The following is an 18980-nucleotide window of genomic DNA, read 5'->3' as shown; positions in this document are numbered from 1 at the left end:
ATGCTTTCGGGCCTGCCGCCAAGCAGTTCTCGCGGGGGCGGGTGACCGCCTCTGCGTCATTGGCGCTCGGCGTGAGACCCTGTTATCTTCGGCATTCGGCGCCAGTTATGCTATTGGCCAGCCCACGAAAAGCGGCCCGGATGGCGAGCCATCGTCCGCTTGATCTCCAAACGACCCTTACGAGCCCATTACGAGAAAGACCCTCGATATGCCTCCTTATCGTTCCAGGACGACCACCCACGGCAGAAACATGGCTGGCGCGCGCGGCCTATGGCGTGCAACCGGCATGAAGGACGAGGATTTCGGCAAGCCGATCATTGCCGTCGTGAACTCGTTCACGCAGTTCGTTCCGGGGCATGTGCATCTTAAGGATCTCGGGCAGCTCGTCGCCCGCGAGATTGAGCGCGCCGGAGGCGTCGCCAAAGAGTTCAACACCATCGCCATCGATGACGGTATCGCCATGGGTCACGACGGGATGCTCTATTCGCTCCCCTCGCGTGAGCTGATTGCCGACAGCGTCGAATACATGGTCAATGCCCATTGCGCTGACGCCATGGTCTGCATTTCCAATTGCGATAAGATTACGCCCGGCATGCTGATGGCGAGCCTGCGGCTCAACATTCCGACCGTGTTCGTTTCGGGTGGACCGATGGAAGCCGGCAAGGTCATCCACGACGGCAAACAGATGGCAGTCGACCTCGTCGACGCCATGGTTGCTGCCGCCGACGATCGCGTGTCCAACGAAGCCGTGATGGCGATGGAGCGTTCCGCCTGTCCGACGTGCGGTTCGTGCTCGGGCATGTTCACCGCGAACTCGATGAACTGCTTGACCGAAGCGCTCGGCCTTTCGCTGCCAGGCAACGGCTCAATCGTCGCGACGCATGCGGGGCGCAAGCGTTTGTTCGTTGAAGCTGGCCATCTCATCGTCGATTTGACCCGCCGCTATTACGAGCAGAATGATGAGACGGCGCTACCGCGGACCATTGCAGGCTTTGCCGCCTTCGAGAACGCCATGACCCTCGACATTTCGATGGGCGGATCGACGAACACGGTGCTGCATTTGCTTGCCGCTGCGCAAGAAGCCGAAGTGCCGTTCACGATGAGCGACATCGACCGCCTCTCGCGCCGCGTTCCGTGCCTGTGCAAGGTCGCGCCAGCGAAGTCGGACGTGCACATGGAAGACGTTCATCGCGCGGGTGGCATCATGGCGATCCTCGGCGAACTCGATCGTGCGGGCCTGCTCCACACCGACGTTCCGACCGTTCACGCCGCCACCCTGGGTGAGGCCCTGTCGCACTGGGACGTCGCGCAGTCCAACAGCGAGACGGTCGCCGATTTCTATCGCGCGTCTCCCGGAGGCGTGCCGACGCAGGTCGCATTCAGCCAGGATCGCCGCTACGCCGAACTCGACATCGATCGCACGAAGGGCGTCATTCGCGACAAGGCTCATGCTTTCTCGCAAGACGGCGGTCTGGCCGTGCTGTTCGGTAATCTGGCCGAAGAGGGCTGCATCGTGAAAACCGCTGGCGTCGATGACAGCATCCTGAAGTTCACCGGCCGTGCCCGCGTTTTCGAAAGCCAGGATTCGGCCGTGTCCGACATTCTCGGCGGCCGGGTTAAGCCGGGCGATATCGTGCTGATCCGTTATGAGGGACCGCGTGGCGGGCCCGGCATGCAGGAGATGCTCTATCCGACGAGCTATCTGAAATCGAAAGGCCTCGGCAAGGCTTGCGCCCTCGTTACGGACGGGCGCTTTTCAGGCGGATCGTCGGGCCTGTCGATCGGCCACGTATCGCCGGAGGCGGCAGCCGGCGGCGCCATCGCGTTGGTGCAGGAAGGCGATGAGATTCAGATCGACATCCCTGAGCGCCGCATCCACCTCGCAATCAGCGATGAGGAAATGGCAAAGCGTCGGGCCGCGCAGGAGCAGATCGGCTGGAAGCCTGCAGAAGCCCGAACGCGTAAGGTTTCGAAGGCGCTGAAAGCCTACGCCAGCATGGCGACCAGCGCTTCTCGGGGTGCCATTCGCGAGATCTAAGCATCGAAATCGGCCGTCCTTCTGATGCGGTGGACGGCCACTTCGCGTGCTTCCGGAATGATGTTCGTTCGCCGGACGGCGAGCTGCCGTGTACGCCTGCATCGGCGCGCGCTGAAATGGGAAAGGCGCAGTCGCCGTTTCCGCACCGACTGCGGCGATACGCCATTATGCCGTTCCTATAACGTCGCCTGCTCCGCCGTCTCGATTTCAAATATGGCCATCGCTACTTCTCCGCCACGAAAGGAGATGTGCCATGACATATCCAGGCATAATACTTATTGGTCGTAACACTTGGGATCGACGGGACAACGATAAGGACGCGCCCCGCAAGGTCGCCTACAACCTGTTCGCCGTCGTAGCGTTGATGGTGGCTGCCGGCATCATCGTTAGTGCGGCCCATCCGATCAACGAGGGGGCCACAAATCCTCGCTTCGAATCGATGGGCGTGAGCCATATCCCAACAACGTTTCGAGGCGCGCCCCCAACTCGCGGCAACTGAGTTCGGCCACGTTCTCTGAGGTCATTAGTCAGAAGGTCGGACGGCTTTGCTCTCAGCTCCGTCTGACCTTCTGCGTTTTCGTTCCAATGTGGAGCCGGCAAATGCCGTTCAAACCTCATTCGCAAAATTCGTCTCGGAACAATTCCGCCGATCTGTTTTGTCAGGCCCGTTTGATCGAATTGTCATCGATCGCTCAGCGTGCGAGCGATAGTGTCGAGAAAGTGCCAGCGGCAGCTGAGAAGGAGCCAATAGCGGGACGATCTCTCATTCCTTCCCAACAAAGCGTTTGTTCCGCATCGATATTCCATATGGCGGTCCACTCTTCGGGATGGTGGGAAATTCGCGAAGGCAACGGGAGTAAAGCCGGCCTATTCCGCACGCGCCAAGCGGCGATCAAGTTCGCCCGTGACGAAAGCCCTGGCGGCCGATTTGTAATTGTCGACGACACGTTGTGGGGGTGACCCGATTAACCCGGCGGTCAGGACCGGCATTTCTTGCCCGGCGAAGGCCGTTCAAGGCACCGATAACGGCCATCGTCGGTCTTGCCTAGTATGCCCGCAGATCGGTTTGAGAGTAGACCGCCATTTCGAGGTAAGCGAATATTTTCAGCTGGAAATGGCTCCGCGGGTAGGGCTCGAACCTACGACCATCCGATTAACAGTCGGACGCTCTACCACTGAGCTACCGCGGAATACCGGGGCTGTGCCCGGAAAGCGCCCCGCATAGCAGAACGAGTCTGCGCTGGCGAGAGGCTAGCTCGATTTTCTTTAGCGTATCCAACGACGCCGGACGGCGACAAGTCGAAGCACGCTTGGAGGCCACGGCCGGAATTGAACCGGCGTTCACGGATTTGCAATCCGCTGCGTCACCACTCCGCCACGTGGCCCCACTCGTATTCGTCCAACCGCCTCTCCGGACCGCAATGTGGTCATGCAAATCCGGGCGCCAATCGATCGAACGGGCCGTCTAACACAGACGCCGCGCTTCTTACAAGCCGTTACGAAGATGGATTGAAATTGTTCGGATGAGGCCGCCTCACCAGGGTTCGAGACGCAACCGGAGCAAGGGCCAGGCGGCTGGCACGCGGATGTTTCCTCCCCAAGGGGCCAAATTAGTCAGTGAGTACCGTAGATAAGCGTTGCAAACCGCCCACATGCGACCGCTTTCCAGTCGCGCGAGGCTCATGGACTGCGTATAGAAAGACTTAACACAGGCAAGAACTCCGGCGCGGAGACAAGCGTGACGAACACTGCTCTGCAACGCAAAAATATGGTCGAAAGCCAAATCCGTCCGAGTGACGTGACGGACAGGCGCATCACGTCGGCCATGACGGTCATTCCGCGCGAAGCCTTTCTGCCCGCGAAGCTCGCAGACTTGGCCTATAGCGACGAAAGTTTGATGATCGCGCCCGGACGCGAGGTGCTGGCGCCGCGCGTTCTCGCCAAGCTCATTCAATTGGCCGAGATAGAAGAGGCCGATAACGTCCTCGTCATCGGTGAAGCTGGTTATGGCGCAGCGCTCGTCTCGCAGTTTGCGGCCAAGGTCGTTGCACTGCTGCCTGATGAGGAAAGCGCCAAGACCGCTCAGGCCGCGTTCGCGGCGAACGGCATCACGAACGCTATCGCAGTATCTGGCCCGGCAGCCGCTGGCTGGTCGGCCAAGGCACCATATGATGTCGTCCTCGTCGAAGGTGGCATCGAGCGAGTGCCTGAGGCGCTGAAACCGCAGGTTCGTGAGGACGGCCGTTTAGTCGCCATCGCAACGAATGACCGGATCGGCAGGGCTGTCGAGTTTCATAAGCGGGGAGGAATCTTCGCTCTGCGTGAGGGGTTCCAGGCGTCGGCTTTGCCGCTGGCTGGCTTCTCGGTCGAGCGGCCTGCTTTTGTATTCTAGATTGAGATTTCTGGTGCAAAGGGGGCACAGTCGGCGGTCTTTTGACCGAGCTGATGCAGGGTTGCGCTGGAAAATGGATCGCCGAAGCTTTTGAAGAAAGACAGGGAAGTGCATTTCCTGCAACGCTTACAAACAAAAGCGCAGGCGAACACTGGCGTGACGTAAATACCGCCATAGATTACGCAGTGCGTTTAAGAAGGGGAAACCCTTTAGTCGGTCGGGATCGAATCGGCTAGACGGGTTACAAACGGGGGTCCTCTCGCTTGTTCGGGGCAGCGAGTGGAATGCAGGTGCACACAATTGGCTAAGACAAAATCAAATCAATTGTCCCGTCGCGATGCGACTTCGGTCCAACGTCGCACGTTGACTACATTCATCGCTTTGGCGGCCTATGCCGCTTTTTCGACTGACGTCAGCGCTGAAACGCTGATCGATACGCTCTCAGCGACATACCAGTACAGCCCGACGCTCGATGCGGCCCGCGCGCAGCAGCGTGCGCGAGACGAAGACATTGCTCGTGCGAACTCCGGCTATCGGCCTGACATCAACGCCTCGGCAAATGTCGGCCGTGAGCGCACGAGAACGGTTTCTCCGGTGCCAGGAACGACGGGGACGAACGTCGGTTCTCCGCGTGGATATGCAATTGATCTCGTGCAGCCGCTGTTCACCGGGTTCCAGGTCACCAACGCCGTCAATGCGGCCGAAGCGAATGACCGTGCCGGCCGTGAAACGTTGCGGAGCACCGAACAGCAAGTTCTGCTCGATGCGGTGACAGCCTACGGCGACGTCACTCGCGATCAGGCGATCGTCAAGCTGAATGAAAACAACCTCAAGTTTCTCGACGCCGAACTGAAAGCTCAAAGAGACCGTTTCGCCGTCGGTGAAGTGACGAAGACGGACGTTGCGCAGTCGGAAGCTCGCCGCGCTCTCGGTCAGTCGGACCTCGATCAGGCGCGCGCCAATTTGAAGTCGAGCCGTGCGATCTTCGAGCAGGTCGTGGGGCATCCGCCCTACAACTTGATTGAGGCCAATCCGAACACCAAGCTTGTGCCGCGATCGCTGCAGGACGCCATCGCGATCGGTACGAAAGAAAATCCGATCGTCGTGCAGGCGCTCTATTCAGAACAGGCCGCCCGCTACACAGTCGATCAGGTTCGCGGCCAGTTGCTGCCCCAGGCGCAACTCGAAGCCAACTACACCGATCAGTACGACCCGTCGGAAGGCATCGATCAGGGAACGTCTGCATCCGTTGTCGCCAGCGTTACTGTTCCGCTTTATGCGCAGGGCGGCGAAGTCTTCGCTCAGGTTCGCCAAGCCAAGCACAACCATATTGCCGCGCTTCAGCAGATCGAGGTGCAGCGTGCTTCGGCCCAATCGCAGGTGGTTCAGGCTTGGTCACAGCTCGTCGGCTTCAAGGCCCAGGCTGAATCGGACAAGGCGTCGATTGTTGCCAACACCACTGCTTTGAACGGCGTCCGCGAAGAAGAGCGGGTCGGTCAGCGTACGGTTCTCGACGTCTTGAACGCGCAGCAGGAATTGCTGCAGTCCCAGGTCAACCTCGAGACCACGAAGCGCAACATTCTCGTCGCGTCGTATACGCTGGTTTCGGCAATCGGACGCCTCAGCGTCTCGGAAGTCGGCGCCGCAACGGCCGTCTACAATCCCGAAGTCCACTACCAGCAGGTTCGCAGCAAGTGGTGGGGTATCGATATCACCCACGGCGACGGCCGCCGGGAACACGTGGATGTCGCACCGGCCAAGTAACCGGATAGAGTTCCCAAGGGTTTATCGAGGCCGGATTTTTCCGGCCTTGATGCTTTTTTGCATTTCAGCGTCTCCTCGCCGCCTTGAGAGTGCCGCTCTCCGGGGATAACTTCGGCGGAGATTGTTGCGGTTTTTCCGCAACCTGCCACCATTATGGAAATCGTTGATGGCGCGATGATTCCAGGCGAAACACCGGGCCTTTATGGTGCAGTCATCGCGTGCGCCCGTGAACGCGGGCGGCTCAGTTGCGAAAAAGGTAGGGTATGTCGAGACTTGAATCCAACGCTGAGCCGAGCATGGAGGAGATCCTCGCCTCTATCCGCAAGATCATTGCGGAGGATTCATCCGGCCTGAGAGCGCCATCGGCGGCACCCAAACCAGGCACGCCCTATTCGCCGACGCCGAAATCAGCCTCGCCTCAGCCGACCCAGGCTCCCGCGCCGACACCGCAGCGCGGGTTCATGTCGCGAGAGGCTTTTTTGAAATCGCCGCCGTCCTCGGAGCCTGAGACGCGGAAAGACACGGATGCGCCGTTCGGAGGTCCGCGTTCTGCCGCGGCGGAACGCGCTGACCTTTCGCCGTCGTCGCGGCTTCGTCCGCGTGATGAGCCGTCGCCTTTCGACAGAGTTTCGCCCTCGCTCCGCGATCGTGACGCGGCGCCGACGCGAGAGCCCTTCCGGGCGCGCGGTGACGAACGGTCGACTGAATCTGCGCCGACGAACGAATTCAAGGCCGAGCAGCAGTCGCCCGCGTCATCGCAGCCGTCCATCTCGCGCAGCGACACGCTCTCGATCGACGCTCAGATTGCGGCCGCCCGGTCCGTGACCATCGAAACGGTCGAGGTCGTGCCCGTCGAGGAGGCGCTTCCGATCGTCAAGGAAGACTCGCCTGCAATTCTCAAGGTCGAGCCTGAGCCCGCAGCCGCCAAGTCCGTCAGCAAGACCGATACCGCAAGCATTGAAGCGCAGTTGACGGAACTGCTGAGCGAGGACCTTAACGCGCTCCGCCAGAGCCGTGCGAAGGCGCAAGCGGACGAAACGGCCGCAAAGCCCGACGAGCCGAAAATCGAGGCGGAAGAAACAGCCCCGACGGAAGCGGCGAAAGACACGGTGTCGAAGCCAGAGGCCAGCGATCCGTTCGCGTTCGATCTTGGCCCGTCGCCGTTTGCGCCGAAGCCCGCTTCTCCACACCAGAAAATCGAAACGCAGGAAGCGTCAGCGCCTACGCCGAAGACCACATCGGCTCCTGCTGCGGAGGCGGAGCCAGCTCCCGCCGCAAAGCCCACGCCGTCACCGCAAGCGTCCGCTCCCGCAGAGCCAGCGCCACTGCCGAAATTCGAACCCATCGCTCCGGCTCCCCAGCAAGTCCGCACTTCGGAACCTGCCGCCGAAGAGGAGCCGCGCCCTGCGCCGCGCGCTACATCTCCTGAACCGAAGCCGGTTGAGGCAAACAATCCGTTTAGCAGCGCTCCGTATTTCGGTCCCTTCGGGCCGCAAAGCGCCAGCCCGGCTGAAAAAGCCGTCTCGCCAGCGGCGATGACGGCATCGCCAATCGCAGCGCCTCCACCGAAGTCCGAACCGGAAGCGCCTGCGCCGCGCGGACGGCCTACCTTCGCGGTTCCAAGCGTATCGGCCACGCTGGGTCCGTCTCGCAAGCTGGAGCCGCTTGCTAATGCCTTCCAGCCTGCGCCGCCACCGCCGCCGAGCGTGATGGAGACATTCGCCCCGGCTGCCGAAAGCGCACCCGAGCGGCGTTCGTCCGCGGCACAGCAGTCTGCGCCGGAGCCGCCCTGGGCCGCGATTGCTGCTCGCACAGTCTCGTCCGAGCCGCCGTCGTCATCTGCAACGCCGGCTGCTGACGATAAGCGCGACGAAACGGTTCTGCATTCGACGCTTCCTGCAACGACATCGGAAACTGCGCTCGACCGCCAGATGGAAGATGCTGTCGCCGATCTTCTCAGGCCGCTGCTCAAAACGTGGCTCGCCGAAAATATGCCGAAGATCGTCGAGCGCGCGCTTCGTCGTGAAATGTCCGAGCGTCTCTTGCCTGGTCAAAAGAACCCCCGCGACTAGCCCATTGATCGAAGTGGATAACGTCGTCTCGGAGACTGTGCTCTCCGGGACGCGATAACGCGCGATTTTCTCGGCTCACTGGCCCTACAACAATTTTATTCTTGCCCGTGGCTTTCGCCACACGGTTGCCTCGACCCCGTCCTAGCGTTGCCTTCAGCGGGGGGCCGCATCGACCGACAAGCGCGAAGTTCGGCAGCCCGTGACGTCACTGGGTTGGGCACGCGCGCTGCGGCGAACATCTCCAATCCAGCTACGACGAACCGGAGGGGCAACAACGGGGCTGCCGACGCGGTTCTGCGATTTGAAGTTTGTACGCAGAAGAGGATGCGTCATGACACAGATGAACGGAGCGAAACACGACGTTGAGGACATTCTGGCCTCGATCCGCACGAGTATTGCCGATCGCGCGCCCATGTTCGAAAGCGAGAAGCGGGAGGCGCGCATGACGGTATTGCGCGGTCGAAACGCTCTCGCGGAAGAAGCTGCGGATTTCGAGCTGCCGGCGATCTTCAAGTCTTCGGCGCAACCGACCTCCGTGCGGCCCAACTTACTCGGGAGGCTAAGTGAAGCTTTGGCATCAGCACCACCAGAGCGCGAGAGATCGCGCACGGTTATTCCATTCGAGCCGATCCACGGCCGCATGATCGAACCGCCGCCGGTCCGGCGCGAGCAGGCAGAGAAAGAGATTTCGTCGGTCGCAGCCGAGAAGATTGCGGCTGAAAACGACAGCCAGAGACGCAATATGCCGTCGTTCTTCGATACCCGTATGAACCGCATGAGCGCGATGTCGCAGCCGGCTGCCGAACCGCCGCCGGAACCAGCGCCCGCGCCGCGCGGCCCGATGGGCGATATGGCCCAGCCGCCGCGCCTGCCGGATTTCCCGTTCGGTGCTGAATCCGGTGGCGATGTCGAAGACGCCGCGGCCCAGCTTCTGCGGCCGATTCTGCGCCAGTGGTTGTCGGAAAACATGCCTAAAATTGTTGAGAAGGCGCTTATGACGGAAACCGGCCGGCCGACCCACGTCGGTCCCGTGCGCCGCTGAGGCATGTCGCAAACGCGCGATGACAGGGTAGAAGGGAGCGAAGGTTGACAGCTGCCGAAGGTCGGCCTTACGACCGTGGTCCGAAAATCACGGCCTGACAGCTGAAAAGCGACGCTCCCTCCAATGCTTGAAAAGACATTCCGACCGGCCGACATCGAGCCGCGTATCAATTCCGAATGGGAGAAGGCCAACGCCTTCAAGGCCGGGCGCGCCCCGTCCGGCGGAAAGAACGCGGCGTACTCGATCGTCATCCCGCCGCCGAACGTGACGGGCTCGCTCCATATGGGGCACGCCCTCAACAACACCTTGCAAGACATCCTCGTCCGTTTCGAGCGCATGCGCGGACGCGACACGCTCTGGCAGCCGGGCACCGATCACGCGGGCATCGCAACGCAAATGGTCGTTGAGCGCCAGCTCACCGCCAACAAAAAGCCGTCGCGCCGCGAGCTGGGCCGCGAGGAGTTCTTGAAGCGCGTCTGGACCTGGAAAGAAGAATCCGGTGGCACCATCGTCACGCAGTTGAAGCGTCTCGGCGCCTCCTGCGATTGGAGCCGCGAGCGCTTCACGATGGACGAGGGCCTGTCGAAGGCCGTCGTGAAGGTCTTCGTGCAGCTCTACAACGAAGGGCTGATCTACAAGGATAAGCGCCTCGTCAACTGGGACCCGAAGTTCCAGACCGCGATTTCCGATCTCGAAGTCGTGCAGGTCGAAGCGCGCGGAAAATTCATGTGGTCGAAAGACAGCGGCGAGCCGTTCGATGCGGCGGCGCTTGCAAAGGTGCTCGCGAAAGATCCGAGCGGCCACATGTACCATTTCCGCTATCCGCTCACGAAGAAAGTGCCGGGCTACGACAAGGATTACATCGTCGTCGCGACGACGCGTCCCGAGACGATGCTGGGCGATACCGGCGTCGCGGTGCATCCGGATGATGAGCGCTACGCTGCTCTGATCAAGGCAGGCGCAAAGGTGAAGCTGCCGCTCGTCGGCCGTGAAATTCCGATCGTCGCCGACGAGTACTCGGACCCTGAGAAGGGCACCGGCGCGGTGAAGATCACGCCCGCGCACGACTTCAACGACTTTGAGGTCGGCAAGCGTCACAACCTTGCGCAGATCAACATTCTCGACGCCTTCGGCAAGATCAACGACGAAGCGCCCGAAGCCTATCGCGGTCTCGACCGCTTCGACGCGCGCAAGAGAGTCGTCTCCGACATCGACGCGCTGGGCCTGCTCGAAAAGATCGAGCCGACCGGACATACAGTGCCGCACGGCGACCGCTCCGGCGTCGTCATCGAGCCATGGCTGACGGACCAGTGGTACGTCAACGCGGGCGAGCTTGCGAAAAATGCCGTCTCCGCCGTCGAAAACGGCAAGACCGTCTTCGTGCCGAAGAACTGGGAAAAGACCTACTTCGAGTGGATGCGGAACATCCAGCCCTGGTGCATCTCGCGCCAGCTGTGGTGGGGTCATCAGATCCCGGCGTGGTATGGGCCTGACGGCAAGTTTTTCGTCGCCGCGACCGAAGAAGAAGCGCAAGCTCTTGCGAACAAGCATTACGGCAGCGACGTTGCGCTGACCCGCGACGAAGACGTGCTCGACACTTGGTTCTCGTCCGCGCTCTGGCCGTTCTCGACGCTCGGCTGGCCCGACGACACGCCCGAGCTTGACCGTTATTACCCGACGTCCGTCCTCGTCACGGGCTTCGACATCATCTTCTTCTGGGTCGCCCGCATGATGATGATGGGTCTCCACTTCATGAAGGAGGTGCCCTTCAAAGACGTCTACATCCATGCCCTCGTTCGCGACGAGAAGGGGCAGAAGATGTCGAAGTCGAAGGGCAACGTCATGGACCCGCTCGTCCTGATCGACGAGTTCGGCGCCGACGCGCTGCGCTTCACGCTCGCCGCGATGGCAGCGCAAGGCCGCGACATCAAGCTCGCGAAATCGCGCGTCGAAGGCTATCGCAACTTCGCGACCAAGCTCTGGAACGCCTCGCGCTTCGCCGAAATGAACGAGTGCGTGCGCCAGCGCGACTTCGATCCGAAGACGGCGGTGCAGACGTTCAACAAATGGATCATCGGCGAAACCGAGCTGACGTCGAAGGCCGTCACTGCCGCGCTCGAAGCCTACAAGTTCAATGAAGCAGCCGGCGCGATCTACGATTTCGTCTGGGGCCAGTTCTGCGACTGGTATCTGGAACTCATCAAGCCGGTGCTCGCGGGCGATGAAGAAGACGCGAAGTCCGAGACGCGCGCCGTCACGGCCTGGACGCTCGACCAGATCTTAAAGATGCTGCACCCGTTCATGCCCTTCATCACCGAAGAGCTGTGGGCGCACATGGTCGAGCACGGCGTGAAGCGTGATGTGCTTCTCTGCCTCAGTCAATGGCCGAACCTCGATGGTCTCGTCGAAGTCGATGCCGTCAACGAGGTGAACTGGCTCGTCAACCTCATCTCGGAAATCCGCTCGGTCCGCACCGAGATGAGTGTGCCCGCCGGCGCAAAAATTCCGCTCGTTATCGTCGGCGCCGATGAGGTCACGCGTCTGCGCGTACGCCGCAACGACGAGACGCTGCGGCGCATCGCACGCGTCGATGAAATCGACTTCGAAGAGGCCGCGCCGAAAGGTGCAGCCCTCGTTGTCGCAGGCGAGACGACGGCGGCCTTGCCGCTCGCCGGTATCATCGACATGGATGCCGAAAAACGCCGCCTCGCGAAAGCGATCGAAGGCGCAGAAGGCGATCTGAAGAAGATGGACGCGAAACTCTCCAATCCGCAGTTCATTGAACGCGCGAAGGAAGAGGCGATCGAAGAAGCGAAAGAGCGCAAAGCTGAACTCGAAGCCGAGATCAAGCGCTTCTCCGCCGCCCTCAAACGCTTGAGCGACGCGGCTTAGGTTTGCTCAATCCGACATCCCGGCGAAGGCCGGAATCTAGAATGCGTCAGTTGGAATGCTGGCTATTGTCGCGGATGGCTGCAGAGGCAGCCATCCGCGCAAATCTCAATTGAGATCGGTGAATTTCTGCACAGTCGCTTTCTCCGGCGTCAGAAACTTCACGCGCAACGATGTCAGCTTCCAGCCGGTGGGGCGTAATTCCAGCTTCCCGAGATAGAGACGCGACGCATCATGCTTGTCTTCCATGTCGATCTCGAAGCTTGTCAGGCTCGTGAACTCGGCGCGCTTTACACGCGCCCACGCTCGCGAGACGCGCTCAAAGATCGGCAGCTTGCTCGCGTCATCATCGCTCTCGACATAGGTGCGATAGGTCTGGCGAAGTTTGAAAAGTTTCGGCAACCCTTCGGGCGTCACGTACTTATTGACAAGACCATCGACGACGCCCTGGCCCCAATAAGCCTTGAAGCGTGTCCAGTACCCTGGCTTCTCTGACGCGTCTTTCTCGCTATCGGGAAGGCTCAAGGCGATCTGCGCAATGGCCGGCTTCAGCGTTTCGCGCACGCTTGGCCACTCGATAGCGCGCGCCAGATAATCGGAATCGCCGTCGCGCACCGCCTCGCGAATGCCCCACGCCGTCACGAACGGCGAGCCGACGTATGCGACCGCAATGAAGGCGAGTAGAGCGGCAATGACGGCAAATGGCTTCATCGTATTTCAATACCAAACCAACGTACGGTCACTGCGAACGCCGCAAGCAATTCCGCCCGGCATCGGACCGCCTCAGACAGCCGACAGCGGTATCTTTCGTGTGGTGCGAGAGCTATTCATGCGCGTGCGTCGCAGTTTCGAATTGGGCTTCGTAACGAAGGCGTCGAGCGCGTCCGCATTCGTGCGCCCCCAGGCATAAAGCAGCTCAATCGGCTCGACAAAGCGGCAGCCGAGCGGCGTCACTGTGTAATCGACAGCTGGCGGCACCGTGCCGTGCACATGACGCTCCACGAGGCCGCTCGCTTCCATGCTGCGGAGCGTTTGCGTCAGCATTTTCTTCGAGATACCCGGCAGACTGCGCAATAGAACGCCGGTGCGGGCCGAGCCGCCAAGTTCGGAGTGCAGAACATGCAGGATCATGCTCGTCCACTTGCTCGCGAAAATCTCCAGTACCCGGCGGGGCGCACAATCTTCGTGAAACTCCTGCTTGGGCGAAGTTCGGCGCACTCTGGTTACCTCATGGTGCCTATGTCCCGTTTGGGTGCCTTCTAGAACCAAACGATCCGGGCGTCTACATGATACCCGGATAGGGGAACGGTCATGACCAACAGCGCTCTAATCGTCGGAAGCAGCGGCATTGTCGGCAGCGCCGCCGCTGAACTTTTAAGTAAAGAAGGATGGAGCGTCGCAGGGTTGGCGCGCCGTCCGGTTCCGCAGGAAGGCATAACGCCGGTTGCGGCTGACTTGCTCGATCCCGCTTCGCTCAAGGCAGCTCTCGCAGGCCTGCGCCCGACGCACGTTATTTTTGCGAGTTGGCTCCGACAAAAAACGGAAGCTGAAAACATCGACATCAATGCGCGCATGGTTCGCAACCTGCTCGATACGCTCAGGCCGCAAAAATCATTGCGGCACGTCGCGCTGGTCACGGGTCTCAAGCATTACCTCGGTCCGTTCGAGGCTTACGGCAAAGGCAAGCTGCCGCAAACGCCATTCCGCGAAGAGCAAGCGCGGCTCGATCTTCCAAATTTTTATTATGCGCAAGAAGATGAAGTCTTTGCCGCCGCGGCGCGTGACGGCTTTACCTGGAGCGTTCACCGGCCGCATACGATTATCGGCAAGGCCGTTGGAAACGCCATGAACATGGGCACGACGCTCGCCGTCTACGCCTCAATCTGCCGTGAGACGGGCCGTCTATTTCGCTTTCCGGGCTCTGACGTACAGTGGAGCCGCCTAACCGATATGACGGACGCCAAGCTGCTGGCGCGCCATCTCCTTTGGGCGTCGACCACTCCAGCAGCATTCGACCAGGCCTTTAACGTCGTTGATGGCGACGTATTTCGCTGGAACTGGATGTGGTCGCGCATTGCAAGCTGGTTCGGAATTGCTGCCGAGCCGTTCGACGGCGTGGTTCGTCCGTTGGAATGGCAGATGGCCGATGACGCGCCGATCTGGCGCGATATCGCCGCTCGTCACGGCCTTGCCGAGGCCGATATCAACCGTCTCATTTCGCCCTGGCACACGGACGCCGATCTCGGCCGTCCGATTGAGGTTGTGACGGACATGTCGAAAAGCCGCCGCCTTGGTTTCCTCGATTACATGCCGACGGACGATGCATTCTTCGCACTGTTTGAACAACTCCGACACGAGAAGCTCATCCCGTGAGAGCGGTGGCGCTTACTAGGATTTTTCTTTCTCAGGTTCGCGCGTCGTCCGGCAAACGGATTTAAGATCCTCCCACGACTGCGCGTCGAGGGCAGGCGTCGCCGGATAAGCCGCCTGCGCCCGAACGAGCCGCACGCGTTCTGCCGGGAGCGGATGCGTGCGCAGCCACGATACCGCGCCGGTCGGGCTGCCGCCCTCCGTTTCCATCTTCGTGACGCGCGTGAAAAAATCGCCGAGCCCTTTCTGAGAGATGCCCGCTGCCTTCAGAAGCTCCAGCGCGTGAATGTCGGCTTTATGCTCGGCGCCGCGTGAATAGCCAAGCTGAGCCAGCATCAGCCCGACATTGGCGAGGCCGCCGCCCGCCGTTCCGCCGAGCATGATCTGCAGCGCCGCGCCGAGGCCGACACCGCGAATGAGGGCAGCCTCTGGGTCCGTCTCGATGCCGTGTCCCATCTCGTGCGCCAGAACGCCCGCGACTTCGTCCGCGCTTCCCGCTTTGTCGATCAGGCCTTTCGTCAGAACGATTTGCTCGCCCGGCACCGCAAACGCATTCATCAGCGGCCAGTCGTAAACGTGAATGTCGAACGTCGTTCCCGCAGGCACGCCTTTGGAAAGGCGCTCACTGAGCGTCTTGAGCGCTGCGACGCCCGCCGGATCGACGCATTCCTTGTAGCCTTCGGTCATCGAGTCGCGTGCCGCATTGCCGAGCCGTTCGCGCCAGCTGAGCGGCAAGGTCTTGGCGATCCATTTGGCTGGGCTCCAGCTCAGCACGAAGCCAGCCGCGACGAGCCCGGCGAAAAGCGCAAGCAGCGTTATCCAGATCCGCCTCCGCCGTAGTTGCCGCGCACGTTGGGAGAGATGCGGCGCGCGCTCGCGCAAACCCGCCGCGAACGCCGAGCCCTGCACAAACAGCGATGCATTCGGCTCATCACGCGACGTCAACAAGACGTCGATGGCGTTGGGCCTGATCGGCTCGTCGACCTTCAGCCCCGCATAGTGCCAGATGCGCCGTGGATTTCGATCGGCGAGATCGATCTCCACGCCCGTCAGCCCAAGATGGGCGGTGCCGTCCATCGGTGCCTGTCCACGTCCCGGCGTGAACCGGCAATAGCTTGAGGCGGTGAGGGGCACTGCGGAACGGCCAGATGACGACATGGGGCTTGGCGCTGTTTCTCGATGCGGCGATCCGCCATGTAAGCACGGTCACCGGTGAAGGAAATGTCTTGCCGGTGACAAAGTCGAGCCTTTGTGCGGACTCAGTCCTAGGCGAAATGCGCATGAGCCCGACCAAAAATTCGCAGGCCGTCAGGCTGCCGGGCAACGCAACATTAAGCATGAAGTGCCGGTCCGATGACCGATGTTGCCGTTAAGCAACTTCCCGAAAGGGCTACGCCACTTTCGAGCCACAATGACCGCGCACGTGCTGGACGATAGTCCCGGCGACGCGGCAGCGATTTTTTGTTCGCTGTGCCTGTACAGCGGCTCTGCGACTGGCATCCTGGCATCGTTTCGATCGCCGGATGAGAAACGGACATCGGCAGATGTCCGAAGAGGAATGAATGGACGCAAAGACGTTCGACAAATCGAAATTGCCGAGCCGCCACGTGACGGAAGGGCCGTCGCGCGCGCCGCACCGTTCCTATTACTATGCGATGGGCCTCAAGGAAGAGGACATCCACCGCCCGTTCGTCGGCGTTGCCTCGTGCTGGAACGAAGCCGCGCCGTGCAACATCTCGTTGATGCGCCAGGCCCAGTCGGTGAAAACCGGGGTGACTGAAGGTGGCGGCACGCCGCGCGAATTCTGCACCATCACCGTTACCGACGGCATCGCGATGGGCCACCAGGGCATGAAGTCGAGCCTCGTCTCGCGCGAGGTCATCGCCGATTCGATCGAACTCACGATGCGCGGCCACTGCTACGACGCACTCGTCGGCGTCGCGGGCTGCGACAAGAGCCTGCCGGGCATGATGATGGCGATGCTGCGCCTCAATGTGCCGAGCGTTTTCATTTATGGTGGCTCGATTCTGCCGGGCCGCTTCAAGGGCCGCGACGTAACCGTTGTCGATGTTTTCGAAGGCGTCGGCATGCACTCCGCGGGCAAGATGTCGGATGCCGAGCTTCATGAGCTTGAGTGCGTCGCCTGCCCATCGGCCGGATCGTGCGGCGGCCAGTTCACCGCGAACACGATGGCCTGTGTCTCCGAGGCCATTGGCTTGGCGCTTCCCGGTTCGGCCGGAGCGCCCGCGCCGTACGAAAGCCGCGACGCGCTTGCCATCGAAAGCGGCAAGGCTGTCATGCGCCTCGTCGCCGATGGCCTCCGGCCGCGCGATATCTGCACGCGCAAAGCTTTTGAGAATGCGGCAATCGTCGTGGCCGCGACCGGCGGCTCGACCAACGGCGCGCTGCATCTGCCCGCCATGGCAAACGAAGTCGGCATCGACTTCGATCTGTTCGATGTCGCCGAGATTTTCCGGAAAACGCCGTACATTGCCGACCTGAAGCCCGGTGGCAAATACGTCGCGAAAGACGTCTACGACATCGGCGGCGTGCCGCAGATCTTGAAGGCTCTGCTCGAAGGCGGTGTATTGCACGGTGATTGCCTCACCGTGACCGGGAAGACACTCGCGCAAAATCTCGAAAGCGTGGAATTCAATCGCGACCAAAAAGTCGTTTTTCCGGTTTCCAATCCGATCTCGAAAACGGGCGGCGTGGTAGGCCTCAAAGGTTCGCTCGCGCCTGATGGTGCAATTGTGAAGGTCGCCGGCCTGAAGACGTTGAAATTTCGCGGCACGGCCCTGTGCTTTGACTGCGAAGAAGATGCGTTCGAAGCGGTCGAGGATCGCAAGTACAAGGACGGCGACGTGATCATCATCCGCTATGAAGGTCCCAAGGGCGGACCCGGCATGCGTGAGATGCTCTCGACAACCGCGGCGCTCTATGGCCAGGGCGCTGGCGACAAGGTTGCGCTCATCACTGACGGACGCTTCTCCGGCGCAACACGCGGGCTTTGCATCGGCCACGTCGGTCCCGAGGCTGCTGTCGGCGGACCGATTGCACTCATTCGCAACGGCGACGTCATCGTGATCGATGCCGAAGCAGGAACGCTCGATCTTGAGGTGGGAGAGGAAGAGCTGAAGAAACGGCGCGAGGCATGGAAGGCGCCGTCGAACATGTATCAGTCAGGGGCACTGAGAAAATTTGCGGACCAAGTGGGACCGGCCAGATTCGGCGCTGTAACCCATGCGGGAGGAAAGGCGGAAGTTCACTGCTATGCGGATATTTAAGCTTGCAGTTGCAGGAAGCGTTGCGTCCATTCTGATGTTGGGCACGGCGATGGCGGGAACCGTGGTATTCCGCTCGTCCGACGACGCGATGAAGCAAGGCATTTCGGCGTTCAACGGCGGCTATTACGAATTGGCGCTCCCGGCGCTGGAAGCCTTGGAAGCGACCAAGCCCCAGATCGCTCACTTTTATGAAGCGCGCATCTACGCCGACAACGAAGGTGCGTACACGGATCATGGCAAGGCCTTCCATCTCTACAAGGAGCTGGCAGACGAGCTGCAAGACGTCGATCCAGACGACGATGATCTGGCGCCGATTGCTGCCAAGTCGCTGACCGCGGTTTCGATGTATTTGCGCGATGGCATCCCCTCGGCAGGCATTCAGCCGGATGTCGAGGAAGCCAATCGCGATCTTCAGCGCGCCGCGCTGACCTTCAACGACGAGGACGCGCAATTCGAACTCGCCAAGGTTTATCTGCGCGGCGAGGGGCCGGACATGACCGTCACTGGTTACGACGATCCGGCCAGCAAGATCGAGAACGGCCGCCATTGGTTGTCGCGGCTTTCGCAGGCCGGCCATCCTGGCGCTCAGGCATTCCTCGCCGACTTGATGTGGCGCGGAAAGTTCGTCCAGAAAAACCAGGCGGCGGCGTTGAACCTGATCGACGTTGCGGTGGCCAATGCACCGCCGAGCGAGCGCGTGTGGATCGAAGACATCTACCAGAACATTTTCTGTAATGCCGGTGAAGGTGTTCGCCAGCAGGCCACAGGTCGCGTCGCCGAGTGGCACAATCGCTATGGCCGCAGCCCGGATCTGCAGGAAAGCCGCGATGGTTTGGACGATCTGACGGTCGAGCCGGTTCGGACTTGCGCGAATGGCGAACTCGTCCGCCCAATGAGCGTTTTGGCGACCGATCCGAAAAAGCCTATTCCGCAACCGCAGATGATCAGCACGCCGACGGCGCCGCAGCCCCGGCGCAGCTCGCTCATTCCAGCAGGCGCGGCCAGCATCCAGCCTGCTTCGGAGGCTGCCGCCGTGGCTGCTCCGGTACCGGCACCCGTCGTCGGCCTGACACCGAACGGAGAGACTGCGCGCTAGTAGCCGGAGACGCACTCGCCCTGCGATTTT

13 protein-coding genes and 2 tRNA genes are annotated in these 18980 nt (G+C 61.1%); 10 read left to right on the top strand and 5 right to left on the bottom strand.

Annotation, left to right across the window (positions count from 1 at the left end; genetic code table 11):
* Nucleotides 1–208 precede the first annotated feature (208 nt).
* On the top strand, nucleotides 209–2038 hold the full coding sequence (gene ilvD, locus HYPMC_RS12530) for a dihydroxy-acid dehydratase (protein ID WP_013948328.1): 1830 nt from the start codon (nucleotides 209–211) through the stop codon (nucleotides 2036–2038).
* Between the two features lie 253 nt (nucleotides 2039–2291).
* Nucleotides 2292–2537 (top strand): hypothetical protein, encoded by a 246-nt coding sequence (locus HYPMC_RS12525; protein ID WP_024276106.1) that lies wholly within the window; start codon nucleotides 2292–2294, stop codon nucleotides 2535–2537.
* 616 nt (nucleotides 2538–3153) lie between these two features.
* Here HYPMC_RS12525 and HYPMC_RS12515 read toward each other — a convergent pair.
* Nucleotides 3154–3228, bottom strand: a tRNA-Asn gene (locus HYPMC_RS12515).
* Nucleotides 3229–3349: 121 nt separating this feature from the next.
* Nucleotides 3350–3423 (bottom strand) — tRNA-Cys (locus HYPMC_RS12510).
* Nucleotides 3424–3776: 353 nt separating this feature from the next.
* Here HYPMC_RS12510 and HYPMC_RS12505 point away from each other — a divergent pair.
* The 5 genes from HYPMC_RS12505 to HYPMC_RS12485 all read left to right on the top strand — a co-directional run bounded on the left by HYPMC_RS12505 (nucleotide 3777) and on the right by HYPMC_RS12485 (nucleotide 12200).
* Nucleotides 3777–4430 carry a protein-L-isoaspartate O-methyltransferase gene (locus HYPMC_RS12505; protein WP_013948326.1) on the top strand — a complete coding sequence of 218 codons (654 nt, stop codon included), beginning with the start codon at nucleotides 3777–3779 and terminating at the stop codon, nucleotides 4428–4430.
* 363 nt (nucleotides 4431–4793) lie between these two features.
* Nucleotides 4794–6194, top strand: a complete 1401-nt coding sequence (locus HYPMC_RS12500; RefSeq protein WP_155831245.1) for a TolC family outer membrane protein — start codon at nucleotides 4794–4796, stop codon at nucleotides 6192–6194.
* A 263-nt stretch (nucleotides 6195–6457) separates the two neighbouring features.
* Entirely contained in the window at nucleotides 6458–8266 is a 1809-nt protein-coding gene (locus tag HYPMC_RS24940; protein WP_041300115.1) for a DUF2497 domain-containing protein, read from the top strand.
* A 331-nt stretch (nucleotides 8267–8597) separates the two neighbouring features.
* Nucleotides 8598–9308 (top strand): DUF2497 domain-containing protein, encoded by a 711-nt coding sequence (locus HYPMC_RS12490; RefSeq protein WP_013948322.1) that lies wholly within the window; start codon nucleotides 8598–8600, stop codon nucleotides 9306–9308.
* Between the two features lie 123 nt (nucleotides 9309–9431).
* A complete protein-coding gene (locus HYPMC_RS12485; RefSeq protein ID WP_013948321.1) occupies nucleotides 9432–12200 on the top strand; it encodes a valine--tRNA ligase in 2769 nt (922 codons plus the stop codon).
* A 105-nt stretch (nucleotides 12201–12305) separates the two neighbouring features.
* Here HYPMC_RS12485 and HYPMC_RS12480 read toward each other — a convergent pair whose 3' ends face one another.
* Together HYPMC_RS12480 and HYPMC_RS12475 are read right to left on the bottom strand one after the other, a co-directional pair.
* The gene (locus HYPMC_RS12480) at nucleotides 12306–12908 is read right to left on the bottom strand and encodes a DUF2939 domain-containing protein (RefSeq protein WP_013948320.1); all 603 of its coding nucleotides are present in this window, start codon (nucleotides 12906–12908) and stop codon (nucleotides 12306–12308) included.
* 72 nt (nucleotides 12909–12980) lie between these two features.
* Nucleotides 12981–13415: a helix-turn-helix domain-containing protein gene (locus HYPMC_RS12475; protein ID WP_013948318.1), complete on the bottom strand. Its 435-nt coding sequence runs from the start codon at nucleotides 13413–13415 to the stop codon at nucleotides 12981–12983.
* 93 nt (nucleotides 13416–13508) lie between these two features.
* Here HYPMC_RS12475 and HYPMC_RS12470 point away from each other — a divergent pair, with 93 nt between their 5' ends.
* The gene (locus HYPMC_RS12470) at nucleotides 13509–14570 is read left to right on the top strand and encodes an SDR family oxidoreductase (RefSeq protein WP_013948317.1); all 1062 of its coding nucleotides are present in this window, start codon (nucleotides 13509–13511) and stop codon (nucleotides 14568–14570) included.
* A gap of 15 nt (nucleotides 14571–14585) precedes the next feature.
* On the opposite strand, the gene HYPMC_RS12465 is transcribed toward HYPMC_RS12470, so the two are convergent.
* On the bottom strand, nucleotides 14586–15644 hold the full coding sequence (locus HYPMC_RS12465; protein WP_013948316.1) for a M48 family metallopeptidase: 1059 nt from the start codon (nucleotides 15642–15644) through the stop codon (nucleotides 14586–14588).
* 485 nt (nucleotides 15645–16129) lie between these two features.
* Here HYPMC_RS12465 and ilvD (HYPMC_RS12460) point away from each other — a divergent pair, with 485 nt between their 5' ends.
* On the top strand, nucleotides 16130–17854 hold the full coding sequence (ilvD, locus tag HYPMC_RS12460) for a dihydroxy-acid dehydratase (protein ID WP_013948314.1): 1725 nt from the start codon (nucleotides 16130–16132) through the stop codon (nucleotides 17852–17854).
* A complete protein-coding gene (locus HYPMC_RS12455; RefSeq protein ID WP_013948313.1) occupies nucleotides 17841–18950 on the top strand; it encodes a tetratricopeptide repeat protein in 1110 nt (369 codons plus the stop codon). Before ilvD (HYPMC_RS12460) ends, HYPMC_RS12455 begins: the two co-directional genes overlap by 14 nt.
* Nucleotides 18951–18980 lie beyond the last annotated feature (30 nt).

This window comes from Hyphomicrobium sp. MC1, assembly GCF_000253295.1.
Classification (GTDB): domain Bacteria; phylum Pseudomonadota; class Alphaproteobacteria; order Rhizobiales; family Hyphomicrobiaceae; genus Hyphomicrobium_B.
This window is presented reverse-complemented; position numbering and strand designations above follow the sequence as displayed.